At 57.4% G+C, this 16,199-nt stretch carries 14 protein-coding genes; 13 read left to right on the forward strand and 1 reads right to left on the reverse strand.

Annotated features, from left to right (window positions below; translation table 11 throughout):
• Nucleotides 1–88: 88 nt before the first annotated feature.
• The 3 genes from F451_RS0119790 to F451_RS0119800 all read left to right on the forward strand — a co-directional run bounded on the left by F451_RS0119790 (nt 89) and on the right by F451_RS0119800 (nt 3,283).
• A complete protein-coding gene (locus F451_RS0119790) occupies nt 89–1,675 on the forward strand; it encodes an ABC-F family ATPase (RefSeq protein WP_026291912.1) in 1,587 nt (528 codons plus the stop codon).
• Nucleotides 1,676–1,915: 240 nt separating this feature from the next.
• The gene (locus F451_RS0119795) at nt 1,916–2,782 is read left to right on the forward strand and encodes a bifunctional methionine sulfoxide reductase B/A protein (RefSeq protein ID WP_026291913.1); all 867 of its coding nucleotides are present in this window, start codon (nt 1,916–1,918) and stop codon (nt 2,780–2,782) included.
• A 294-nt stretch (nt 2,783–3,076) separates the two neighbouring features.
• The gene (locus F451_RS0119800; protein ID WP_020683157.1) at nt 3,077–3,283 is read left to right on the forward strand and encodes a cold-shock protein; all 207 of its coding nucleotides are present in this window, start codon (nt 3,077–3,079) and stop codon (nt 3,281–3,283) included.
• A 1,025-nt stretch (nt 3,284–4,308) separates the two neighbouring features.
• On the opposite strand, the gene F451_RS0119805 is transcribed toward F451_RS0119800, so the two are convergent.
• Nucleotides 4,309–5,664, reverse strand: coding sequence for a uracil-xanthine permease family protein (locus F451_RS0119805; protein WP_020683158.1), 1,356 nt, complete (start codon nt 5,662–5,664; stop codon nt 4,309–4,311).
• A gap of 583 nt (nt 5,665–6,247) precedes the next feature.
• Here F451_RS0119805 and F451_RS0119810 point away from each other — a divergent pair.
• The 10 genes from F451_RS0119810 to F451_RS0119860 all read left to right on the forward strand — a co-directional run bounded on the left by F451_RS0119810 (nt 6,248) and on the right by F451_RS0119860 (nt 16,181).
• Entirely contained in the window at nt 6,248–6,766 is a 519-nt protein-coding gene (locus F451_RS0119810; protein ID WP_026291914.1) for an RNA methyltransferase, read from the forward strand.
• A gap of 722 nt (nt 6,767–7,488) precedes the next feature.
• Nucleotides 7,489–9,099 carry an NAD(P)/FAD-dependent oxidoreductase gene (locus tag F451_RS0119820; protein WP_020683161.1) on the forward strand — a complete coding sequence of 537 codons (1,611 nt, stop codon included), beginning with the start codon at nt 7,489–7,491 and terminating at the stop codon, nt 9,097–9,099.
• An 84-nt stretch (nt 9,100–9,183) separates the two neighbouring features.
• Nucleotides 9,184–9,909 carry a pseudouridine synthase gene (locus F451_RS0119825; protein WP_020683162.1) on the forward strand — a complete coding sequence of 242 codons (726 nt, stop codon included), beginning with the start codon at nt 9,184–9,186 and terminating at the stop codon, nt 9,907–9,909.
• 23 nt (nt 9,910–9,932) lie between these two features.
• The gene (locus tag F451_RS0119830) at nt 9,933–10,598 is read left to right on the forward strand and encodes an esterase/lipase family protein (RefSeq protein WP_020683163.1); all 666 of its coding nucleotides are present in this window, start codon (nt 9,933–9,935) and stop codon (nt 10,596–10,598) included.
• Between the two features lie 159 nt (nt 10,599–10,757).
• The gene (locus F451_RS0119835; protein ID WP_020683164.1) at nt 10,758–11,165 is read left to right on the forward strand and encodes a GNAT family N-acetyltransferase; all 408 of its coding nucleotides are present in this window, start codon (nt 10,758–10,760) and stop codon (nt 11,163–11,165) included.
• Nucleotides 11,166–11,964: 799 nt separating this feature from the next.
• Nucleotides 11,965–12,540, forward strand: coding sequence for a DUF2726 domain-containing protein (locus F451_RS26915; protein WP_051103970.1), 576 nt, complete (start codon nt 11,965–11,967; stop codon nt 12,538–12,540).
• 264 nt (nt 12,541–12,804) lie between these two features.
• A complete protein-coding gene (locus F451_RS0119845; protein ID WP_020683165.1) occupies nt 12,805–13,353 on the forward strand; it encodes a hypothetical protein in 549 nt (182 codons plus the stop codon).
• Nucleotides 13,354–13,822: 469 nt separating this feature from the next.
• On the forward strand, nt 13,823–14,410 hold the full coding sequence (locus F451_RS26135; protein ID WP_020683166.1) for a DUF2726 domain-containing protein: 588 nt from the start codon (nt 13,823–13,825) through the stop codon (nt 14,408–14,410).
• 318 nt (nt 14,411–14,728) lie between these two features.
• Nucleotides 14,729–15,061: an excalibur calcium-binding domain-containing protein gene (locus F451_RS0119855; RefSeq protein ID WP_020683167.1), complete on the forward strand. Its 333-nt coding sequence runs from the start codon at nt 14,729–14,731 to the stop codon at nt 15,059–15,061.
• 154 nt (nt 15,062–15,215) lie between these two features.
• Nucleotides 15,216–16,181: a hypothetical protein gene (locus tag F451_RS0119860; protein ID WP_020683168.1), complete on the forward strand. Its 966-nt coding sequence runs from the start codon at nt 15,216–15,218 to the stop codon at nt 16,179–16,181.
• Nucleotides 16,182–16,199: the final 18 nt, after the last annotated feature.

A 16,199-nucleotide genomic window follows, 5' to 3' on the forward strand; every position in this document is an offset into this window, starting at 1 on the left:
GCCGAATTTTTGCTCTCCTTTTGCAGTGCGTCGCCCTTCGGGTGACGGTATCTGTGTTTCTATCAGCTCTATTACTCGGTACAAACCATTGCTGACAACTGCGAATATCACCATGCAGTTTGGCGCCAAGCCGCTGTTTGAAAATGTCTCCGTCAAATTTGGCGACGGCAATCGCTACGGCCTGATTGGCGCCAACGGCTGTGGCAAGTCCACCTTCATGAAAATCCTGGGTGGCGATCTGGACGCGTCCAGCGGTAACGTCTCCAAGGATCCGAATGAGCGCATCGGCAAGCTGCGTCAGGATCAGTTCGCCTACGAAGAGTTCAGCGTGGTGGACACCGTGATCATGGGTCACGAGGACCTGTGGAAGATCAAGGCGGCGCGTGATGCCATCTATGCCAAGCCCGAAATGACCGAGGAAGACGGCATCATGGCCGGTCACCTTGAAGCGGATTTTGCCGAAATGGATGGCTACACCGCCGAGTCGCGCGCCGGCGAACTGCTGCTGGGTGTGGGTATACCGGTGGAACAGCACTTTGGCCCTATGAGCGAAATCGCGCCGGGCTGGAAGCTGCGTGTACTGCTGGCGCAGGTCCTGTTCTCGGATCCCGACATCATGCTGCTCGACGAGCCGACCAACAACCTGGATATCAACACGATCCGCTGGCTGGAAACGGTGCTCAACGAGCGTAACTGCACGATGATCATCATTTCCCATGACCGTCACTTCCTGAACAGCGTCTGCACCCACATGGCCGACCTGGACTACGGCGAGCTGCGTCTGTACCCCGGCACCTATGACGAGTACATGACCGCCGCGACCCAGGTGCGTGAGCGCCAGCAGAGCGACAACGCCAAGAAAAAGGCCCAGATTGCCGACCTCAAGGCGTTTGTCAGCCGCTTCTCGGCCAACGCCTCCAAGTCAAAGCAGGCGACTTCCCGCGCCAAGCAGATCGACAAGATCAAGATCGAGGAAATCAAGCCTTCCAGCCGGCAGAACCCGTACATCATCTTTGATCAGGACAAGAAGCTGCACCGCAGTGCGCTGGAAGTGGAAGGTCTGGCCAAGCATTTTGACGAAGAACTGTTCTCGGGCTTCAACCTGCAGGTCAGCGTGGGTGAGCGTATTGCGATCATCGGCCCCAACGGTATCGGCAAGTCGACGTTGCTGAAGTGTCTGATGGGCGAGCTGGAACCTAACGCCGGCACGATCAAATGGTCCGAAAACAGTCTGCTGGGTTACTACGCCCAGGATCATGCGGCGGATTTCGAAAAGAAACTCACGCTGTTTGACTGGATGTCGCAGTGGGGCCAGAAAGGCGATGACGAGCAGATTATTCGCGGCACCCTGGGGCGTCTGCTGTTCTCGCAGAATGATATCAACAAGAGCGTAAAGGTCATCTCCGGTGGAGAGCAGGGCCGTATGCTGTTCGGCAAGCTGATGCTGCAGCGCCCCAATATCATGCTGCTCGACGAGCCGACCAACCACCTGGACATGGAGTCCATCGAGTCGCTCAACCTGGCGCTGGAAAATTATCCCGGCACCTTGCTGTTTGTCAGCCATGACCGGGAGTTCGTCTCCTCGCTGGCTACGCGTATCATCGAGCTGACGCCGACCGGCATCGTGGACTTCCACGGCAGCTACGAAGATTACCTGCGCAGCCAGGGCATCTGAGGCTTCGGTCACAGGCAGTGACTCCACTGCAGGGAAGGGCCCGGATTTTCGCAAGGAGATCCGGGCCCTTTCGCGTTATGGCTCTGGTATTCTGTGGCCGGGAACGACTGCCGTCTGCGACGGTCATCTGATGAGTACCTGTTGCGCCCCGAATATGCCGGCACTCATCACGTACAGGCAACACCCGTGCTGCTGCCGCAATGCCTGCTGCAGCTGGCAATACAATCTGGAGGTAGCTTTATGACGTTCAACACACTGACACCCGAAGAGCGGCACGTTATTCAGGACAAGGGCACGGAGCGGCCCTTTACCGGCAAATACAACGAGCACTTCGAGAATGGTCTCTACCTGTGCAAGCAGTGTGATGCACCGTTGTATCGCTCGGAACACAAGTTTCCCTCCCACTGTGGTTGGCCGAGCTTTGATGATGAAATTGAAGGTGCCGTGGCGCGCCATGTCGATGCCGACGGGCGTCGCACTGAAATCGTTTGTGCCCACTGCGGCGGACATCTGGGGCACGTATTTGAAGGCGAAATGCAGACTGCGAAAAATATTCGTCACTGTGTGAATTCCATCTCGATGAATTTCGTCAGTGCCGAAGAGCTGGCGCGCGAAAAGGGCACCGAGCTGAAAAAGGCCTATTTTGCCGGCGGCTGCTTCTGGGGGGTTGAACACCTGCTGCAACAGGTGCCAGGGGTGGAATCCGTGGTGTCGGGTTATATGGGCGGGAAGTCCGAGAATCCGACCTACACCCAGGTATGCAGCAAGACCACCGGGCACCTGGAGGTGGTCGAGGTCAGCTATGACCCCGCCGAAGTCAGCTACGAAACCCTGGCCAAGCTGTTTTTCGAAATTCACGACCCGACCCAGCTGGACGGTCAGGGGCCGGATCTGGGCTCGCAGTATGCTTCCGCCATTTTCGTCGCGAACGATCAGGAGCGCGAAACCGCTCAGAAACTGATCGACACGCTCAAGGCCAAGGGCTACGACGTGGTTACCAAACTGCTCCCTATGGCCCCTTTTTGGCGCGCCGAGGAATACCACCAGGACTACTATGCTAAAACGGGCAAGACACCGTATTGCCACCATTATGAAAAGAAATTCTGACCGCCAGTTTCCAGCCCCGGCTATGCCGGGGCCCAGGCCTGGCGTGCAGGTGTCTCGTTGAATAGGGTGTTGGGGGTGAGTGATTAGAGGGGGTTCAAAATAAGCGGTTGACGCCGCAAGGTGGCCATGTATAATACAGCCTTACCTGAAAGTACGACCTATATTTATGCACACATTTTCGATGTCCTGTTTTAGAACTTCGTCCTGTTTTTCATAAGTAATAGCACAACTTTTAGTCCGACGGCCTTGGCAACAAGGCAATTAAATTACTCTTGAATTATCAGGAAATATACTATGTCTACTACTACCGGCACCGTAAAATGGTTCAACGAAGCTAAAGGTTTTGGTTTCATCGAACAGGAATCTGGTCCTGACGTTTTCGCTCACTTCCGTGCGATCACTGGTTCTGGCTTCAAGACTCTGGTCGAAGGCCAGAAAGTCGAGTTCACAGTTACTCAGGGCCAGAAAGGTCCTCAGGCTGAGAACATCGTAATTCTGTAAATTACAGAATCACGACTGGCATCGTAGCAATATGATGTCACCCTCAACTCCCTGGAGTTGAGCGATAAAAAAAGGCGAAACCTTCGGGTGTCGCCTTTTTTTGTGGGCGCAGGAAAAATAATGGCTAATTGGTATCAGCACCGCTCACCCAATTCAACTGCGTACCTATAGCTATTTACGAATTACACATCACGACCTGTCCCTTCGTCGTTTGCGGGCCCGGTGTCGGTGCCGGTAAATGAACTGTGCAGCCATGGGTCGTTGCATGCTCTCCTGTGGGAGCCCGCTCCGCGGGCGAATAGCGCCAGACTCCCGCCCGGTTCGCCCGAAGACCGGTCTCCTGCGCTTTCACCGCACCCTCTTCACCTGGCGACGGTTCGGCTGTGTACCAATAATTTTTTACGAATTACATATCACGACCTGTTCCTCCGTCGTTTGCGGGCCCGGTGTCGGTGCTGGTAAATGAACTGTGCAGCCATGGGTCATTCCATGATCTCCTGTGGGAGCCCGCTCCGCGGGCGAATAGCGCCAGAGTCCCGCCCGGTTCGCCCGAAGACCGGTCTCCTGCGCTTTCATCGCACCATTTTCACCTGGCGACGGTTCGGCTGCGTACCAATAACTATTTACGAGTTACATATCACGCTCTGCCCCTCCGTCGTTCGCGGGCCCGGTGTCGGTGCCGGTAAATGAACCATGCAGCCATGGGGGGTTCCATGCTCTCCTGTGGGAGCCCGCTCCGCGGGCGAATAGCGCCAGACTCCCGCCCGGTTCGCCCGAAGACCGGTCTCCTGCGCTTTCATCGCACCCTCTTCACCTGACGACGGTTCGGCTGCGTACCAATAATTTTTTACGAATTACACATCACGACCTGTCCCTCCGTCGTTTGCGGGCCCGGTGTCGGTGCCGGTAAATGAACTGTGCAGCCATGGGTCGTTACCTGACGACGACACCGGCGTCACAGTCTGAGCCCGCACTGCAAAAAGCCCGCCGAGGCGGGCTTCTGTTCAGGCCTGTGCGCTTGAGCGTCAGCCGTTCATCTTGAGCTCGATCTGCGCCCGTTCCTGCTCTTCATCGGCCAGGGATTTGTGCGGCAGTATCAGGTTCAGCACGATGGATACAAAGGCCGCCACCACGATGGGGGAGCCACCCACCACCAGCTTCAGCATCTGCGGAAACTGCTCGATGGCGTCCGGCACCGCATAGATCCCCATGCTCAGCGCCAGTGACAGGCTGACGATGGTCACGTTGCGCGACGACATCTCTTCCTTGGTAATCAACTTGATGCCGGTCATGGTGATCATGCCAAACACGATGATGGTTGCGCCGCCGAGCACCGGGAACGGAATGGTGGTGATCAGGGCGCCGAATTTGGGAATAAATCCCGCCACCAGCATAAATCCCGCCGCCAGTGCGAGTACAAAGCGGCTAATCACCTTGGTCATGGCCACGATGCCGACATTCTGGCTGTAGGACGCCGTGGGCAGCGCGCCAAAAAACGAACCCAGCATGGTGCAGACGCCATTGCCCAGCAGGCCGCCGGTGAGTTCGCGGTCAGACAGTTCGCGGTTCATGGCCCCGACAGTGGTCGCGGAAAGATCGCCGATGGTCTGCACCGAGTTGATCACGCAGATGATCACCATGGAAATAATGGCTGCGGTATGAAACTCCAGTTCGAATTGCATGGGGCTTGGCGCTGTAAACCAGGGTGCGGCGGCAATAGGGCTGAAGTCGACCAGGCCGCAGAACACGGACAGAACATAACCCACGGCGATGCCGCAGATGATGGAGGCCAGCTGCAGGAAACCCCGGGCGAAGTGGGAGATACCCAGCACCACCAGCAGGGTGGCGATGGCGATACCCCAGTTCAACAGCGAGCCATGGGTGCTGCTGGCAACGCCGCCGGCCATGTAATTGATGGCGATATCGTACAGTGACAGGCCGATCACCAGCACAACGGTGCCGGCCACCACCGGCGTAAAGAGGCCGCGAATGCGCTTGATAAACAGCGCCACCAGCATCATGGCGATACCGCCGGCGACCTGTGCACCAAGAATGCCGCTGATACCGTACTGAGCGCCAATGGCAGTGAGGGTCGGCACATAGGCGAAGCCCACGCCGAAGATGGCGGGCAGGTGCGCGCCCATCTTGCCGATACAGTACAGCTGCAGCAGGGTGGAGATGCCGGAGGCGATCAGCGCGATCTGGATCAGCGCCATCTTTTCATCCAGCGATGCGTTCACTGCGCCCACGATGATGATGGGTACGGTGACAGTGCCCATCATCATGGCCAGTATATGTTGCAGGGAGAGCGGCAGGGCCTTGAGTATGGGCGGCCGGCCGTAGAAGTCGAACAGGGAGGTGTTGCGGGTGCGGGTGTTCATGGCAAGAGCCCCAGAAAGGTCATCGTGATCGAACAGAATTAATGTGACAACGCCGTTGTGGCGGCGCCCGGCTGCTGTAAATCGCGGCTATCTGAGGGGGATGGGCGTCTTGTCATGTCCCTGTTGTGCTCTTTCATGCTGTTCCTCTGGATTCAGGCACGGCTTGAGCGTGCCATTTTTATTGTTCGCGTCCCCGTGTGTGCGGGGTGCTTTGTCATGCCGCCAGATGCGGCCCGGTGAGTTCGCGACGGGATTGTCATAACGAAATCCGCAGCGTTCGCCGGTTGTGCCGGTTGGAGGCCAGAGCAGCCCGTGCCAACGGCATTCGATTGCCTCGAGGCCGTATTGTATACATTTCTGTAACTATTATTTCAAATTAAAAATTAAGTTTTTGTAATTATATTGATGGAATATTGTGTATTTTCTGTGTTGTTTTTTGGATACATGTGAGGGTTTCCGGCCCTGGTCCGGGGGCCAGGACGCAGCTATGGTGCGAGTCTGGCGGCTGTGGCCGGGTCTGTTAAAATAGCGGCCTGTTACGCCCGGGTCGGGCGTGTTGATCAATTGCTGCTGCGAAACCACGATGACACATCCGAAACTCTGTATTGGCCTGAGCAATCCCAAGAGTCCGACCAACGTGGGCGCAGTCATGCGTGCGGCGGGCTGTTTCGGGGTGGATGCGGTGTTCTATACGGGCGAGCGCTATCCGCGGGCCAATAAGTTCAGTACAGACACCAAGCAGGCAAGCCGCAGTATTCCGCTTACGGGTGTGGAGTCGCTGCTGGATGCGGTACCGGAGAACGCAGCAATTGTCTGCGTCGAGCTGGTGGAGGGTGCGCAGCCGCTCAATGCCTTCGAGCATCCGGAAAATGCCTTTTACATCTTTGGTCCGGAAGACGGCACTTTGAGTCAGCAGCTGGTCGACTGTGCCCAGGCCGTGGTTTATATCCCCACGGTGGGGTGCCTGAACCTGGCGGCCACGGTGAATGTGCTGCTGTACGACCGGCTGGCAAAATCCGCCGACGGCATTGCCGACGATGAGCTGATACGTCGCAGCCGTGACAAAAACAATACGGTCAAAGTAAGGCGCGGGCCCTTGTAAGCAAAGGGATTGCAGGTGGGCCATTGTAAATAAAGAGGTTATACACACGACCTCTTTATTCAGTCAGGTTGCAGCAGAAGGTCAGTGGTTCAGATTAATTGAACGTGACGGATCAGGAACCAAAAATATTCTTGGATTCCTTTTTCGAGTGCTTGGCTGCCTTTTTCTCCTTGGGAGACATGGCAGGTTTCTTTTTCGATTCCTTGGAACTGCTTCTTTCTTTGGACATGTCGTGTGCTCCGGCGATCGATGGTTTTCAGGACAATGCGCTATGCATGTCCTGGCTGCTGTCAGGGGGCTGAAAAGACACCTTCCGGCACCCTGGCATTGGGTACACTGCAGATCCTAACGTCTGAAACCTATGCGGGGCCGCTGTTCGGCTATAGATCAGGCCAGCGCCTGCGGTGAAGTCTGATTACACTGTAACACGCCAGCATCACAAGACAGCGGATATAAAATCACCCTCTGGGTGGCGCGTACTTACAGTGCGCTGCACGGGATGGCGCCGGGTGCGCGCCCGGCCGTGCAACGGGCGACATCGAGGCCCGCAATGCAGTAAAATGCCGCCTTTACTATAACCAGGTAACTCCGAAGCCGCCGCTACACCGTTGCGACATCTATGCCCTGTCATGCAGCCGCCGGCTTGTCCGTGCAGGGGCCTGCGGCCAGGCGGATGCCCAGCGGAGTCGATAGCGCGGTTTTCTGTCGTTCGGGAAATTCACATGATACGCCTGACCAATATCAAGCTGCCACTGGATCACGATGAGGCTGCGCTGAAAAACGCCATACTGGCAACGCTGGAAATCACCGCAGCACAGCTGTTGGGATTCGAGATCCATCGGCGCGGCTATGATGCCCGCAAGAAAAGCCAAATCGAGCTGATCTATACCCTGGACGTGCAAACGAGCCAGGATGCGGCCCTGCTGAAAAAATTTGCCGGGCATCAGTTGATCAAGCCAACGCCGGACATGACGTACAAGTTTGTCGCCCAGGCACCGGTACCGCTGGCCGAACGACCGGTAGTGATCGGCTTTGGCCCCTGCGGGCTGCTGGCGGGTCTGCTACTGGCGCAGATGGGCTACAGGCCCATTATCCTGGAGCGTGGCAAGGAAGTGCGCGAGCGCACCAAGGATACCTTCGGCTTCTGGCGCAAGAAGGTGCTGAACACCGAGTCCAATGTACAGTTTGGCGAGGGCGGCGCCGGCACCTTTTCCGATGGCAAGCTCTACAGCCAGGTGAAGGATCCCAAGCACTACAGCCGCAAGGTGCTGAGCGAGTTCGTCGCCGCCGGTGCGCCGGAGGAAATCATGTTCGTCAGCAAGCCCCACATCGGCACCTTCCGGCTGGTGTCCATGGTGGAGAAAATGCGCGCCTTGATCATCGAGCTGGGCGGCGAGATTCGCTTCAGCGCCCGCGTTGATGATCTGCATATCGAAGATGGCCAGATTACCGGCCTGACGCTGGCCAGTGGCGAGCAGATCAAATCGAAGCATATTGCCCTGGCAGTGGGCCACAGTGCCCGCGATACCTTCCAGATGCTGTACGACAAGAATGTCTATATGGAAGCCAAGCCGTTTTCGGTAGGGTTCCGCATAGAGCATCAGCAGTCCATGATCGACGAAGCCCGCTTTGGCGCTAACGCCGGCAACGAAATTCTCGGCGCCGCCGATTACAAGCTGGTGCATCACTGCAAGAACGGCCGTTCCGTCTACAGCTTCTGCATGTGCCCGGGCGGCACCGTGGTGGCGGCGACCTCGGAAGAAAACCGCGTGGTCACCAACGGCATGAGCCAGTATTCGCGCAACGAACGCAATGCCAACAGCGCCGTGGTGGTGGGCATCGAACCCTCCGATTATCCGGGTCATCCGCTGGCCGGCGTGGAATTTCAGCGCCAGCTCGAAAGCCTGGCCTTTGAGCTCGGCGGCGCCAATTATGATGCGCCGGCACAGAAGGTCGGTGATTTCCTCAAGGGACGCTCATCGGAGCAGCTGGGCACGGTGGAACCATCGTTCAAGCCCGGCATCAAGCTGACCGATCTGTCCCAGGCATTACCGGATTTCTGTATCGAGGCCATTCGCGAGGCGATTCCGGCGTTTAATCGCAAGATCCGTGGCTTTGCGCTGGAAGATGCGATTCTCACCGGGGTGGAAACCCGCACCTCGTCGCCGGTCAACATCAAGCGCGGCGACGACCTGCAGAGCCTCAACACCCGCGGGCTTTACCCGGCGGGTGAGGGCGCAGGCTATGCCGGTGGCATCATGTCGGCGGCCATCGATGGAATTCGCATCGCCGAAGCCATGGCTCTCAGCATTAACGAAGAAAGCCGCCGGTAGGCTGGCCGGTAAAGAGGGGCGTGAAAAATGACCACAATCGGCTTTTCCGCCGTAGATCAGTGCTAAGGCCGGGAGGCTGCCAAGATGCAATCCAGGGTTGCTCGCCTCGACCGCTTTATCAGCGTACGCACCGGTATCAACCGCAAGCACGTGCGGCTGATGCTGGCCCAGGGGCGGGTGCAGGTGGATGGTGTACCGGCAACGGACATCCAGCAGCCGGTCGGTGAATTCAGCCGCGTGCTGCTCGATGGCGAGGTGCTGCAGGCCAACACCCCGCGCTATGTCATGCTCCACAAGCCCGTGGGCGTGGTGAGCGCCACGCGGGATACGCTGCATAAAACGGTGATTGATCTTCTGGAGTGTCCGGATGCGGATACGCTGCACATTGTGGGGCGGCTGGATCTGAACTCCTCCGGCCTGCTGTTGCTGACCAACGATGGCCGCTGGTCTCGCGAGCTGACCTCGCCGCAGAGCAAGGTTAGCAAGCAGTACCGGGTTACCCTGGCCAATCCCATCGGTGAGGATTATGTCGCGGCCTTTGCGGGCGGCATGTACTTCGCCTACGAAGACATCACCACCCGGCCCGCAGGGCTGCGTATACTCAGCGAACGGGTGGCGGAAGTCACCCTGGTCGAGGGCCGGTATCACCAGATAAAGCGCATGTTCGGCCGCTTTCGCAATCCGGTACTGGCCCTGCACCGTCATGCCATTGGCAATCTGGCGCTTGATCCGAATCTGGAGCCGGGGCAAAGCCGCGAGCTGACCTGCCAGGAAGTGCGCTCGATCGCGGGCAAGGTGCCCGCAAACTGAATTGACCGAATGGCTGGCCCTCGATGCCTGAACATGCGAACGATGAAATAGTCATACTGGTGCACGGCTTCAACAAGGGATGGCGGGATATGGCCTACCTTGAGGCCGGCCTGCGGCGCGAGGGCTGGAAAACGCTCACCGTGAGCCTGCCGACGCTGTTCGGTGACATGGATGACATGGTCGCCGCCATGGCCGCTCAGCTCAAGGGCATTACGCCGCGCTATCGCCAAGTGCATTATGTTGCCCACAGCCTGGGCGGGTTAATCACCTTTAATTTTATCCGCCGCACACAACAGCAGAATGTCGGGCGCTGCGTGTTTATTGCCACGCCCCACGGCGGCTCGCGCCTGGCTGAGCTCGCCAGCCAGATTCCGTTCTATGCGCGGGTCTTCAAACCCGTCGCAGAGCTTGTGCCCAGCGACGCTTACGACGGCTGCTATGCGGATTCCGGCCTTACGGTGGGTGTGATCGCCGGTTGCAGCAATAGCAGCCTGTTGGGGAAGCTGTTTTTGTCGCCGCACAGTGATGGCCGCGTGGAGGTGGGGTCCGTCCGTCTCGGCGGTGCATCCGATATGATCCTGTTGCCCTATGGTCACAAGGATATTCACCACCAGAAAGAGACCCTGCAGCGGGTACTGGAGTTTCTGAAGCAGGGCGCATTCAGCCGCCAGGCCGAACACTCGCGATAGCCTTGTTCGTGCTTCAATCGCTTGAGAAGACAGTAAATCTATTTATTAATCCGTGCTAATTTGTGTCGTCAGTAGCGGTTTAATAAAGTGGCGCAGGGCACGCCAATATTGGCCAGCGGCCAATGCGAGCCCGGATAAAACCCAGGAACAGGATGTTACATGAACGTTGATATCAGCATTGATGCTAGCCTCGGCGAAACCGAGGTGCTGGAACTGTACCGTGCCAATCATTGGTCCGCCGCCGACAAGCCCGCCGCGCTGATGGCGGCGCTGCACAATTCCCATAGCCTGGTGACCGCCCGCATCGATGGCCGGCTGGTGGGGTTGGGTAACGCCCTGTCCGATGGTCACCTGGTGGTGTACTACCCGCACCTGCTGGTACATCCGGATTTTCAGGGGCAGGGCATTGGGCGTGCGCTGATGCAGGCACTGCAGTCACGCTACGCGGGTTTTCACCAGCAGATGCTCACCGCGGATGGCGGGGCCATCGATTTCTACCGCGCGCTGGGATTTGAGCGCGCCGGCAAGACTGAGCCCATGTGGATCTATGCGGGAACGGATCATTAGGAGCTTCGGCGGTGCAGTTCATACAGATAGGTAACAGCTCAGTTCAAATACATGGGTAACACTTGCAGGCGCTTAGTGCCTTGGCCCATCCACAGGAAGTAACTGAAAGGGCCTTATTTCAGCGGTGCAGACGGGTATATCGAGGCGGTTTGATTGTTTGGATTGCGCCTTGCTGGCGCGTTACTTTCTTTGCACGCGCAAAGAAAGTAACCAAAGAAAGGCGCCCCCGAAGAAGCCTTCCTGCTGCGCTCCGACATCATTGTACGGGCGCAGCTAACGGCACATCCTGTGCCTAATCTGCGGACTCGACAGTCCCTGTCTCCGCCCCTGCGGGCCTGATCGCACAATGACGCCAGTGCTCGCTGGCTTCAAAAGGGGTAACAGGAGCCGTTCTGTTATCCTGGTAGTAGCGTGGAGCACGGCGTCTGCCGATCAGCTGCAATACCGTCGCTGAACGTTCCTTCGCCGGTGTGCTGGATCAGGTCCTGAACGGACCCTATCGCGGGGTCACCTATTAGCTGACGGTTTTCACCAGCAGATGCTCACGGCCCATCGACTTCTACCAGCGCGCTGGGGTTTGAGCGCGCCGGCAAAACTGAGCCCATGTGGATCTATGCCGGCAACGATCATTAGCTTTCGCTTCCTGCGATTCTGCGCTTGGGCAGGACAAGGAAGTTGCTGCTATCGTGTAACCTGTCTGTGTTCGTGCGCAGCTTTAGTGGGTTGCGAACGGAATCTTGGTGCGACTTTCAGGATGTAGGCGCATTGTTAGTCATCATGGATACTCAAGGACTGAGCTATGGATGGTTTCGTGATTGTTTTGCTGCTGGTCGTGGCAGCGCTGCTTTTTCTGCAACTCTTCGCCCGTAATGGTGCAAGGGAAGCCCCTGTCGCCCCGTCGTTTTATCGGCGCCGACAGGCGCTCTTCACTCCCGCGGAACGCTCCTTCGCCGCTGTGCTGGATAAGGTACTGGATGCGCGCTACCGGGTGTATGGCAAGGTTCGGGTGGTGGAGCTTATCGAACCACTGCCCTGCAAAGACCGCCGCATCTGGCAAAAGGCCTTCAACCGCATCAGCACCAGTCATTTTGATTTCGTGATCTGTAACAGCAGCGACCTTGCACCTGTCTGTGTCGTCGAGCTCGATGACAGTGGCTATCAGCAGAGCAAAAAACTGCAGCACGACGAGGTGCTGACCAGAATCTGTTTGCAGGTGAAGCTGCCGCTGGTCCGGGTGCCGGCGAAGAGGGACTACAAGCAGGCGGACGTCGCCGTCATTCTCGAGGCGTTGCGGGATATTGCCGGGCACGCCGCTGCAGAACCTGCTACCCCGAAGGCGCCAATGCGCGCCGTGCGCAACGCCGAGAGCGTTTGAGGCGGTTTTTGAAAACCGTTATCGAGTGCAGGCCTGGCCTGTGCCGGTCACGTTGCACTCGGGCCCGGCCTGGCTTGGCCCGGCCTGGGTGCGTTCAGTCTTGGCTGTCACGGCTCGAATAGTTTCGACTAAGCTGAAGTCTTCAATCGAGCAAGAGGGGCGGGTTGTACGAGAGCCCGCGTGCCTGTGCGGCAGACGCTGACGTTGCCCTGTATCACCCTCGAGTTACAGGGCCGCTAATCGAATGATTTGAATAGGTGTGCAATGAAAGCACGGAAGGCGCTGTCGACACTGCTGTTAATGCTGGCTGTTTGCAGTGCACCGGCATTTGCAGACGAGATGAAATTCCAGGTGTGTGAAAGCACCTATGCCTTATGCACTACCGCCTCGTGTAACGCGAAAAAAGGCACAGACGATGTCGTATCCTGCAAATGCGATGTGAAAACCGGTTATTCGCTCGGCAGTAAAGCGTGCGACAGCGTTCAAGAGCAGGTCGAGGGCGCGTCGATCAGATCCCGCTATTACCCGATCAAGAGTGTCGTCAGCTGTTTAAACGACGAACCCTGGGCGTACTGTCTGGACGCGCAGTGCACTGTTGACGAGAACGGGACCACGGCCCACTGCGATTGCAGCCTTGCTCCCAGTACGACTGCCTACGTCGCGACCACCGATACCTATGACAGCAGTACCTGTACATCCGGACCCATTTCATCGGCAACCTTCGATCAGGTGCTCGAAGCGACCGAATTTCTGAAGACCAGTAAAGAGCTTCTGCCATTCGATATTGAGATTCTGAATGTTCAGAGCCAGTAAGGGGTGTGGGGTTACGTCTTCAAGGCATTCTTGCCTTGAAGAATGCGCCCTCACGATATTCCCAGTACGGCATTCGCGGCTTTCGTAGGGTGCTAATGAGCCTGCGAATTGCACCGTGCGGCGGTCGCTGCTAATTTTCGATGAGATTCAGATGGCTGTGTTTGAGCCTGTGCCTAATCTGCGGCTCGACAATCCCTGTCTTCACCCCTGCGGGCCTGATCGTACAATGACGCCAGTGCTCGCCGGCTTCATAAGGGGGAATCGGAGCTGTTCTGAAATCACGTTAGTGTTGAATTCAGATAGGTCGCCGCTGAAATTGAACCTTGAGACGGGGCTTGGCGCCTGAAAAGGACGCTGAGGGTGTCGGCTTTTCCGCTCTTGTGTGAGGCTTTGATTCGGAGCAAACTGAGCCGCTGTCGCGTCTGCCAAATTAGTGACGCACTCATCATGAATACTCAGGGATTGAGCTATGGATGGTCTTGTAATTGGTGTGCTGCTGTTCGTGGCAGCGCTGGTTTTACTGAAATTCCTCGCTCGTAATCGCGCTCGCACGGCGCCCGCCGAACAGCTGCAATACCGCCGCCGACCAGCACTTTTCACTGCCGCCGAACGTTCCTTTGCCGGCGTACTGGACCAGGTTCTGGATGGGCGCTATCGCATCTACGGCAAGGTCCGCGTCGCCGATCTTATAGAACCGCTGCCCGGCAAAGACCGGCGCATCTGGCAAAAATCCTTCAATCGCATCAGCGCCAAGCATTTCGATTTCGTCATCTGCAACAGTAGCGACCTGGTGCCCCTCGTTGTGATAGAGCTGGACGACAGCAGCCATCAGAAGGCCAAGCGCCAGCAACGCGACGAGATGCTGCAGCAGATCTGTGAACAGGTACAGCTGCCGCTGATCCGGGTGCCGGCGCGCAAAGCGTACAAGCTGGCTGACGTTGAAGCCTACCTGAAGCCGTTGCGGGATCTCGCCGCGCTGGATGGCCCTGAAGCGGACGGCGTGATCACATCGATGCGGGCCACGCGGGATGACAGTGGCTGGGCGGCAGGGATGTAAGCATAGGTGGTGATTTTGTGAGCTTGGCACGATGCTGATTTAAACGGCAACCGCTGGGAATCGATCTAACAGGTTGTTGAAAAGCGTTAGCGAGGCAGCTAGCGCAAGCGGTACGCCGCCCGGACAAGAATCGGCGAAATGAGGGAGTTTATAGCCTATAAATGACCGAATTATTCGCTTCGCTCTCCCCTTCGGGGCCGCACTAAAGTGCGTTCAGGCAAAGCCTGTGAGCCGATTTTTAACGCCGCGATAGCAACGCAGGTAGTTTTTCAACAGCCTGCTAAAGCACAGGCTGCGGGGCCGCTCCGTGACTGCCCCTTGGCCAAAACACTGAAGCGCGTCAATTTACAGAGGGCACGCGGTTTGAGAAAAATAATACTGTTAGCCATTATCGGCTTTGGTTTCTGGAGCTACTACCAGAATGCGCCTCAGTCCATGCCGTCTGGCAAGGGTGGGCAATTTCAAACCGGTTACCACCCGGCAGACCTGGATCGGGCACAACCGGAAACAGACTTTCGCTGCGATGGCCGGCAGTATTGCAGCCAAATGACATCCAGAGCGGAAGCCGAATTTTTTGTCAGGAATTGCCCCAATACCAAAATGGACGGTGACCACGATGGCATCCCCTGTGAGAATGACAGCCGTTTTTAACAGCCTGTTAAGGCGTCGTAACGACCAATGAAACAGGTTGTCGCAGCTTCAATCGTTCATTAAGCTCCGGGTATCGGACGCAACAATCAACACAGAGTGTTATCAATCTCAGATAAAGACTCCCAAGGATGGGATAAGGGGCACAGGGACGGTCATGGCAAAAGTTACAGCGATCAAGTATTCAGGCGTTTTCTATCTCAAAGTCATGCTCATGAGCTTTCTGCTCTGGCTCTGGCTGGAACTGGCCACCGACTGGCGTGTGGATGCGCACGATTTTCTCGTGCCCTTTGCCACCTTTCTGTACCTGTGTATCTGCGCCAGTTACCGCATTACCATCGCCAGCCGGTCGCTGGTTGTCTCGCGCTCGGGCGGCGTGCTGGCACGTATCGCACTCGACAAGCTGACAGACGTCAGGCAGCGCAGGGGCTGGCTGCGACTGTTGCTGTCGGATGATACGCGCTACCGGCTGCCACTTAGCCGCTTCTCGAAAGCCGATCAGGCATTGCTGCAGCAAAGGCTCGATGCCGCGTTGCAGGGCGCCTTGCCTGAATCCGAACTCGCCCCCCAGGACTGGCTCAGCAACCGGGCTGCCAAACGGGAAATCAGGGCCTTGGCGGACAAGGGCGTCAGCCGGCAGGACATGTTCGACCGCCTGTCGGAGCGCGGTATTCCGCTGGGTCATCTGGCGCGCCTGATTGCGGTGACGCCGGACCCGACCCTGTGCCTGCTGCACAATGGCCGGAACAACCTGCTGCTGACGCTGATTTTCGTACAGGGGCTAATCATGTTTGGCTTCCTGTTCCTGCTGGCGTACTTCAGCCGCTACGAGGAGATCACCATCATTGGCGGCGTCGGCATCGTCATTGAAGTGCTGCTGCTGTGGGGCATCTACCGTTATCGCTTCTGGGCCTATAATCTCTGCCTGGTGCTGACGCTGACGAATCTGCCCAAAGCCCTGATGGGCGTAATGCACGATCCTGGCCTGCTGCGTATTTTGAGCATTGCTTTCGCCGTGCTGTGCATTGCACTGGCCTGGCACCTGCGGGTGGCGCTCTATCCGGATCTGGGCTGGTTCCGGGCCGCGAAGAAGGTCGACGGGGAGTACCGGTTCGAGTCGTGAAGGGGGCTGGCTTGCGCA

It is taken from the genome of Marinobacterium rhizophilum DSM 18822 (assembly GCF_000378045.1).
Taxonomy (GTDB): Bacteria; Pseudomonadota; Gammaproteobacteria; order Pseudomonadales; family Balneatricaceae; genus Marinobacterium_A; species Marinobacterium_A rhizophilum.

What these genes read in the sequence shown, in the direction of transcription:
- F451_RS0119795 (WP_026291913.1), top strand. Translation starts at nt 1,916, where the DNA reads ATGACGTTCAACACACTGACACCCGAAGAGCGGCACGTTATTCAGGAC.
- F451_RS0119800 (WP_020683157.1), top strand. Translation starts at nt 3,077, where the DNA reads ATGTCTACTACTACCGGCACCGTAAAATGGTTCAACGAAGCTAAAGGT.
- F451_RS0119805 (WP_020683158.1), bottom strand. Translation starts at nt 5,664, where the DNA reads ATGAACACCCGCACCCGCAACACCTCCCTGTTCGACTTCTACGGCCGG.
- F451_RS0119810 (WP_026291914.1), top strand. Translation starts at nt 6,248, where the DNA reads ATGACACATCCGAAACTCTGTATTGGCCTGAGCAATCCCAAGAGTCCG.
- F451_RS0119820 (WP_020683161.1), top strand. Translation starts at nt 7,489, where the DNA reads ATGATACGCCTGACCAATATCAAGCTGCCACTGGATCACGATGAGGCT.
- F451_RS0119825 (WP_020683162.1), top strand. Translation starts at nt 9,184, where the DNA reads ATGCAATCCAGGGTTGCTCGCCTCGACCGCTTTATCAGCGTACGCACC.
- F451_RS0119830 (WP_020683163.1), top strand. Translation starts at nt 9,933, where the DNA reads ATGCCTGAACATGCGAACGATGAAATAGTCATACTGGTGCACGGCTTC.
- F451_RS0119835 (WP_020683164.1), top strand. Translation starts at nt 10,758, where the DNA reads ATGAACGTTGATATCAGCATTGATGCTAGCCTCGGCGAAACCGAGGTG.
- F451_RS26915 (WP_051103970.1), top strand. Translation starts at nt 11,965, where the DNA reads ATGGATGGTTTCGTGATTGTTTTGCTGCTGGTCGTGGCAGCGCTGCTT.
- F451_RS0119845 (WP_020683165.1), top strand. Translation starts at nt 12,805, where the DNA reads ATGAAAGCACGGAAGGCGCTGTCGACACTGCTGTTAATGCTGGCTGTT.
- F451_RS26135 (WP_020683166.1), top strand. Translation starts at nt 13,823, where the DNA reads ATGGATGGTCTTGTAATTGGTGTGCTGCTGTTCGTGGCAGCGCTGGTT.
- F451_RS0119860 (WP_020683168.1), top strand. Translation starts at nt 15,216, where the DNA reads ATGGCAAAAGTTACAGCGATCAAGTATTCAGGCGTTTTCTATCTCAAA.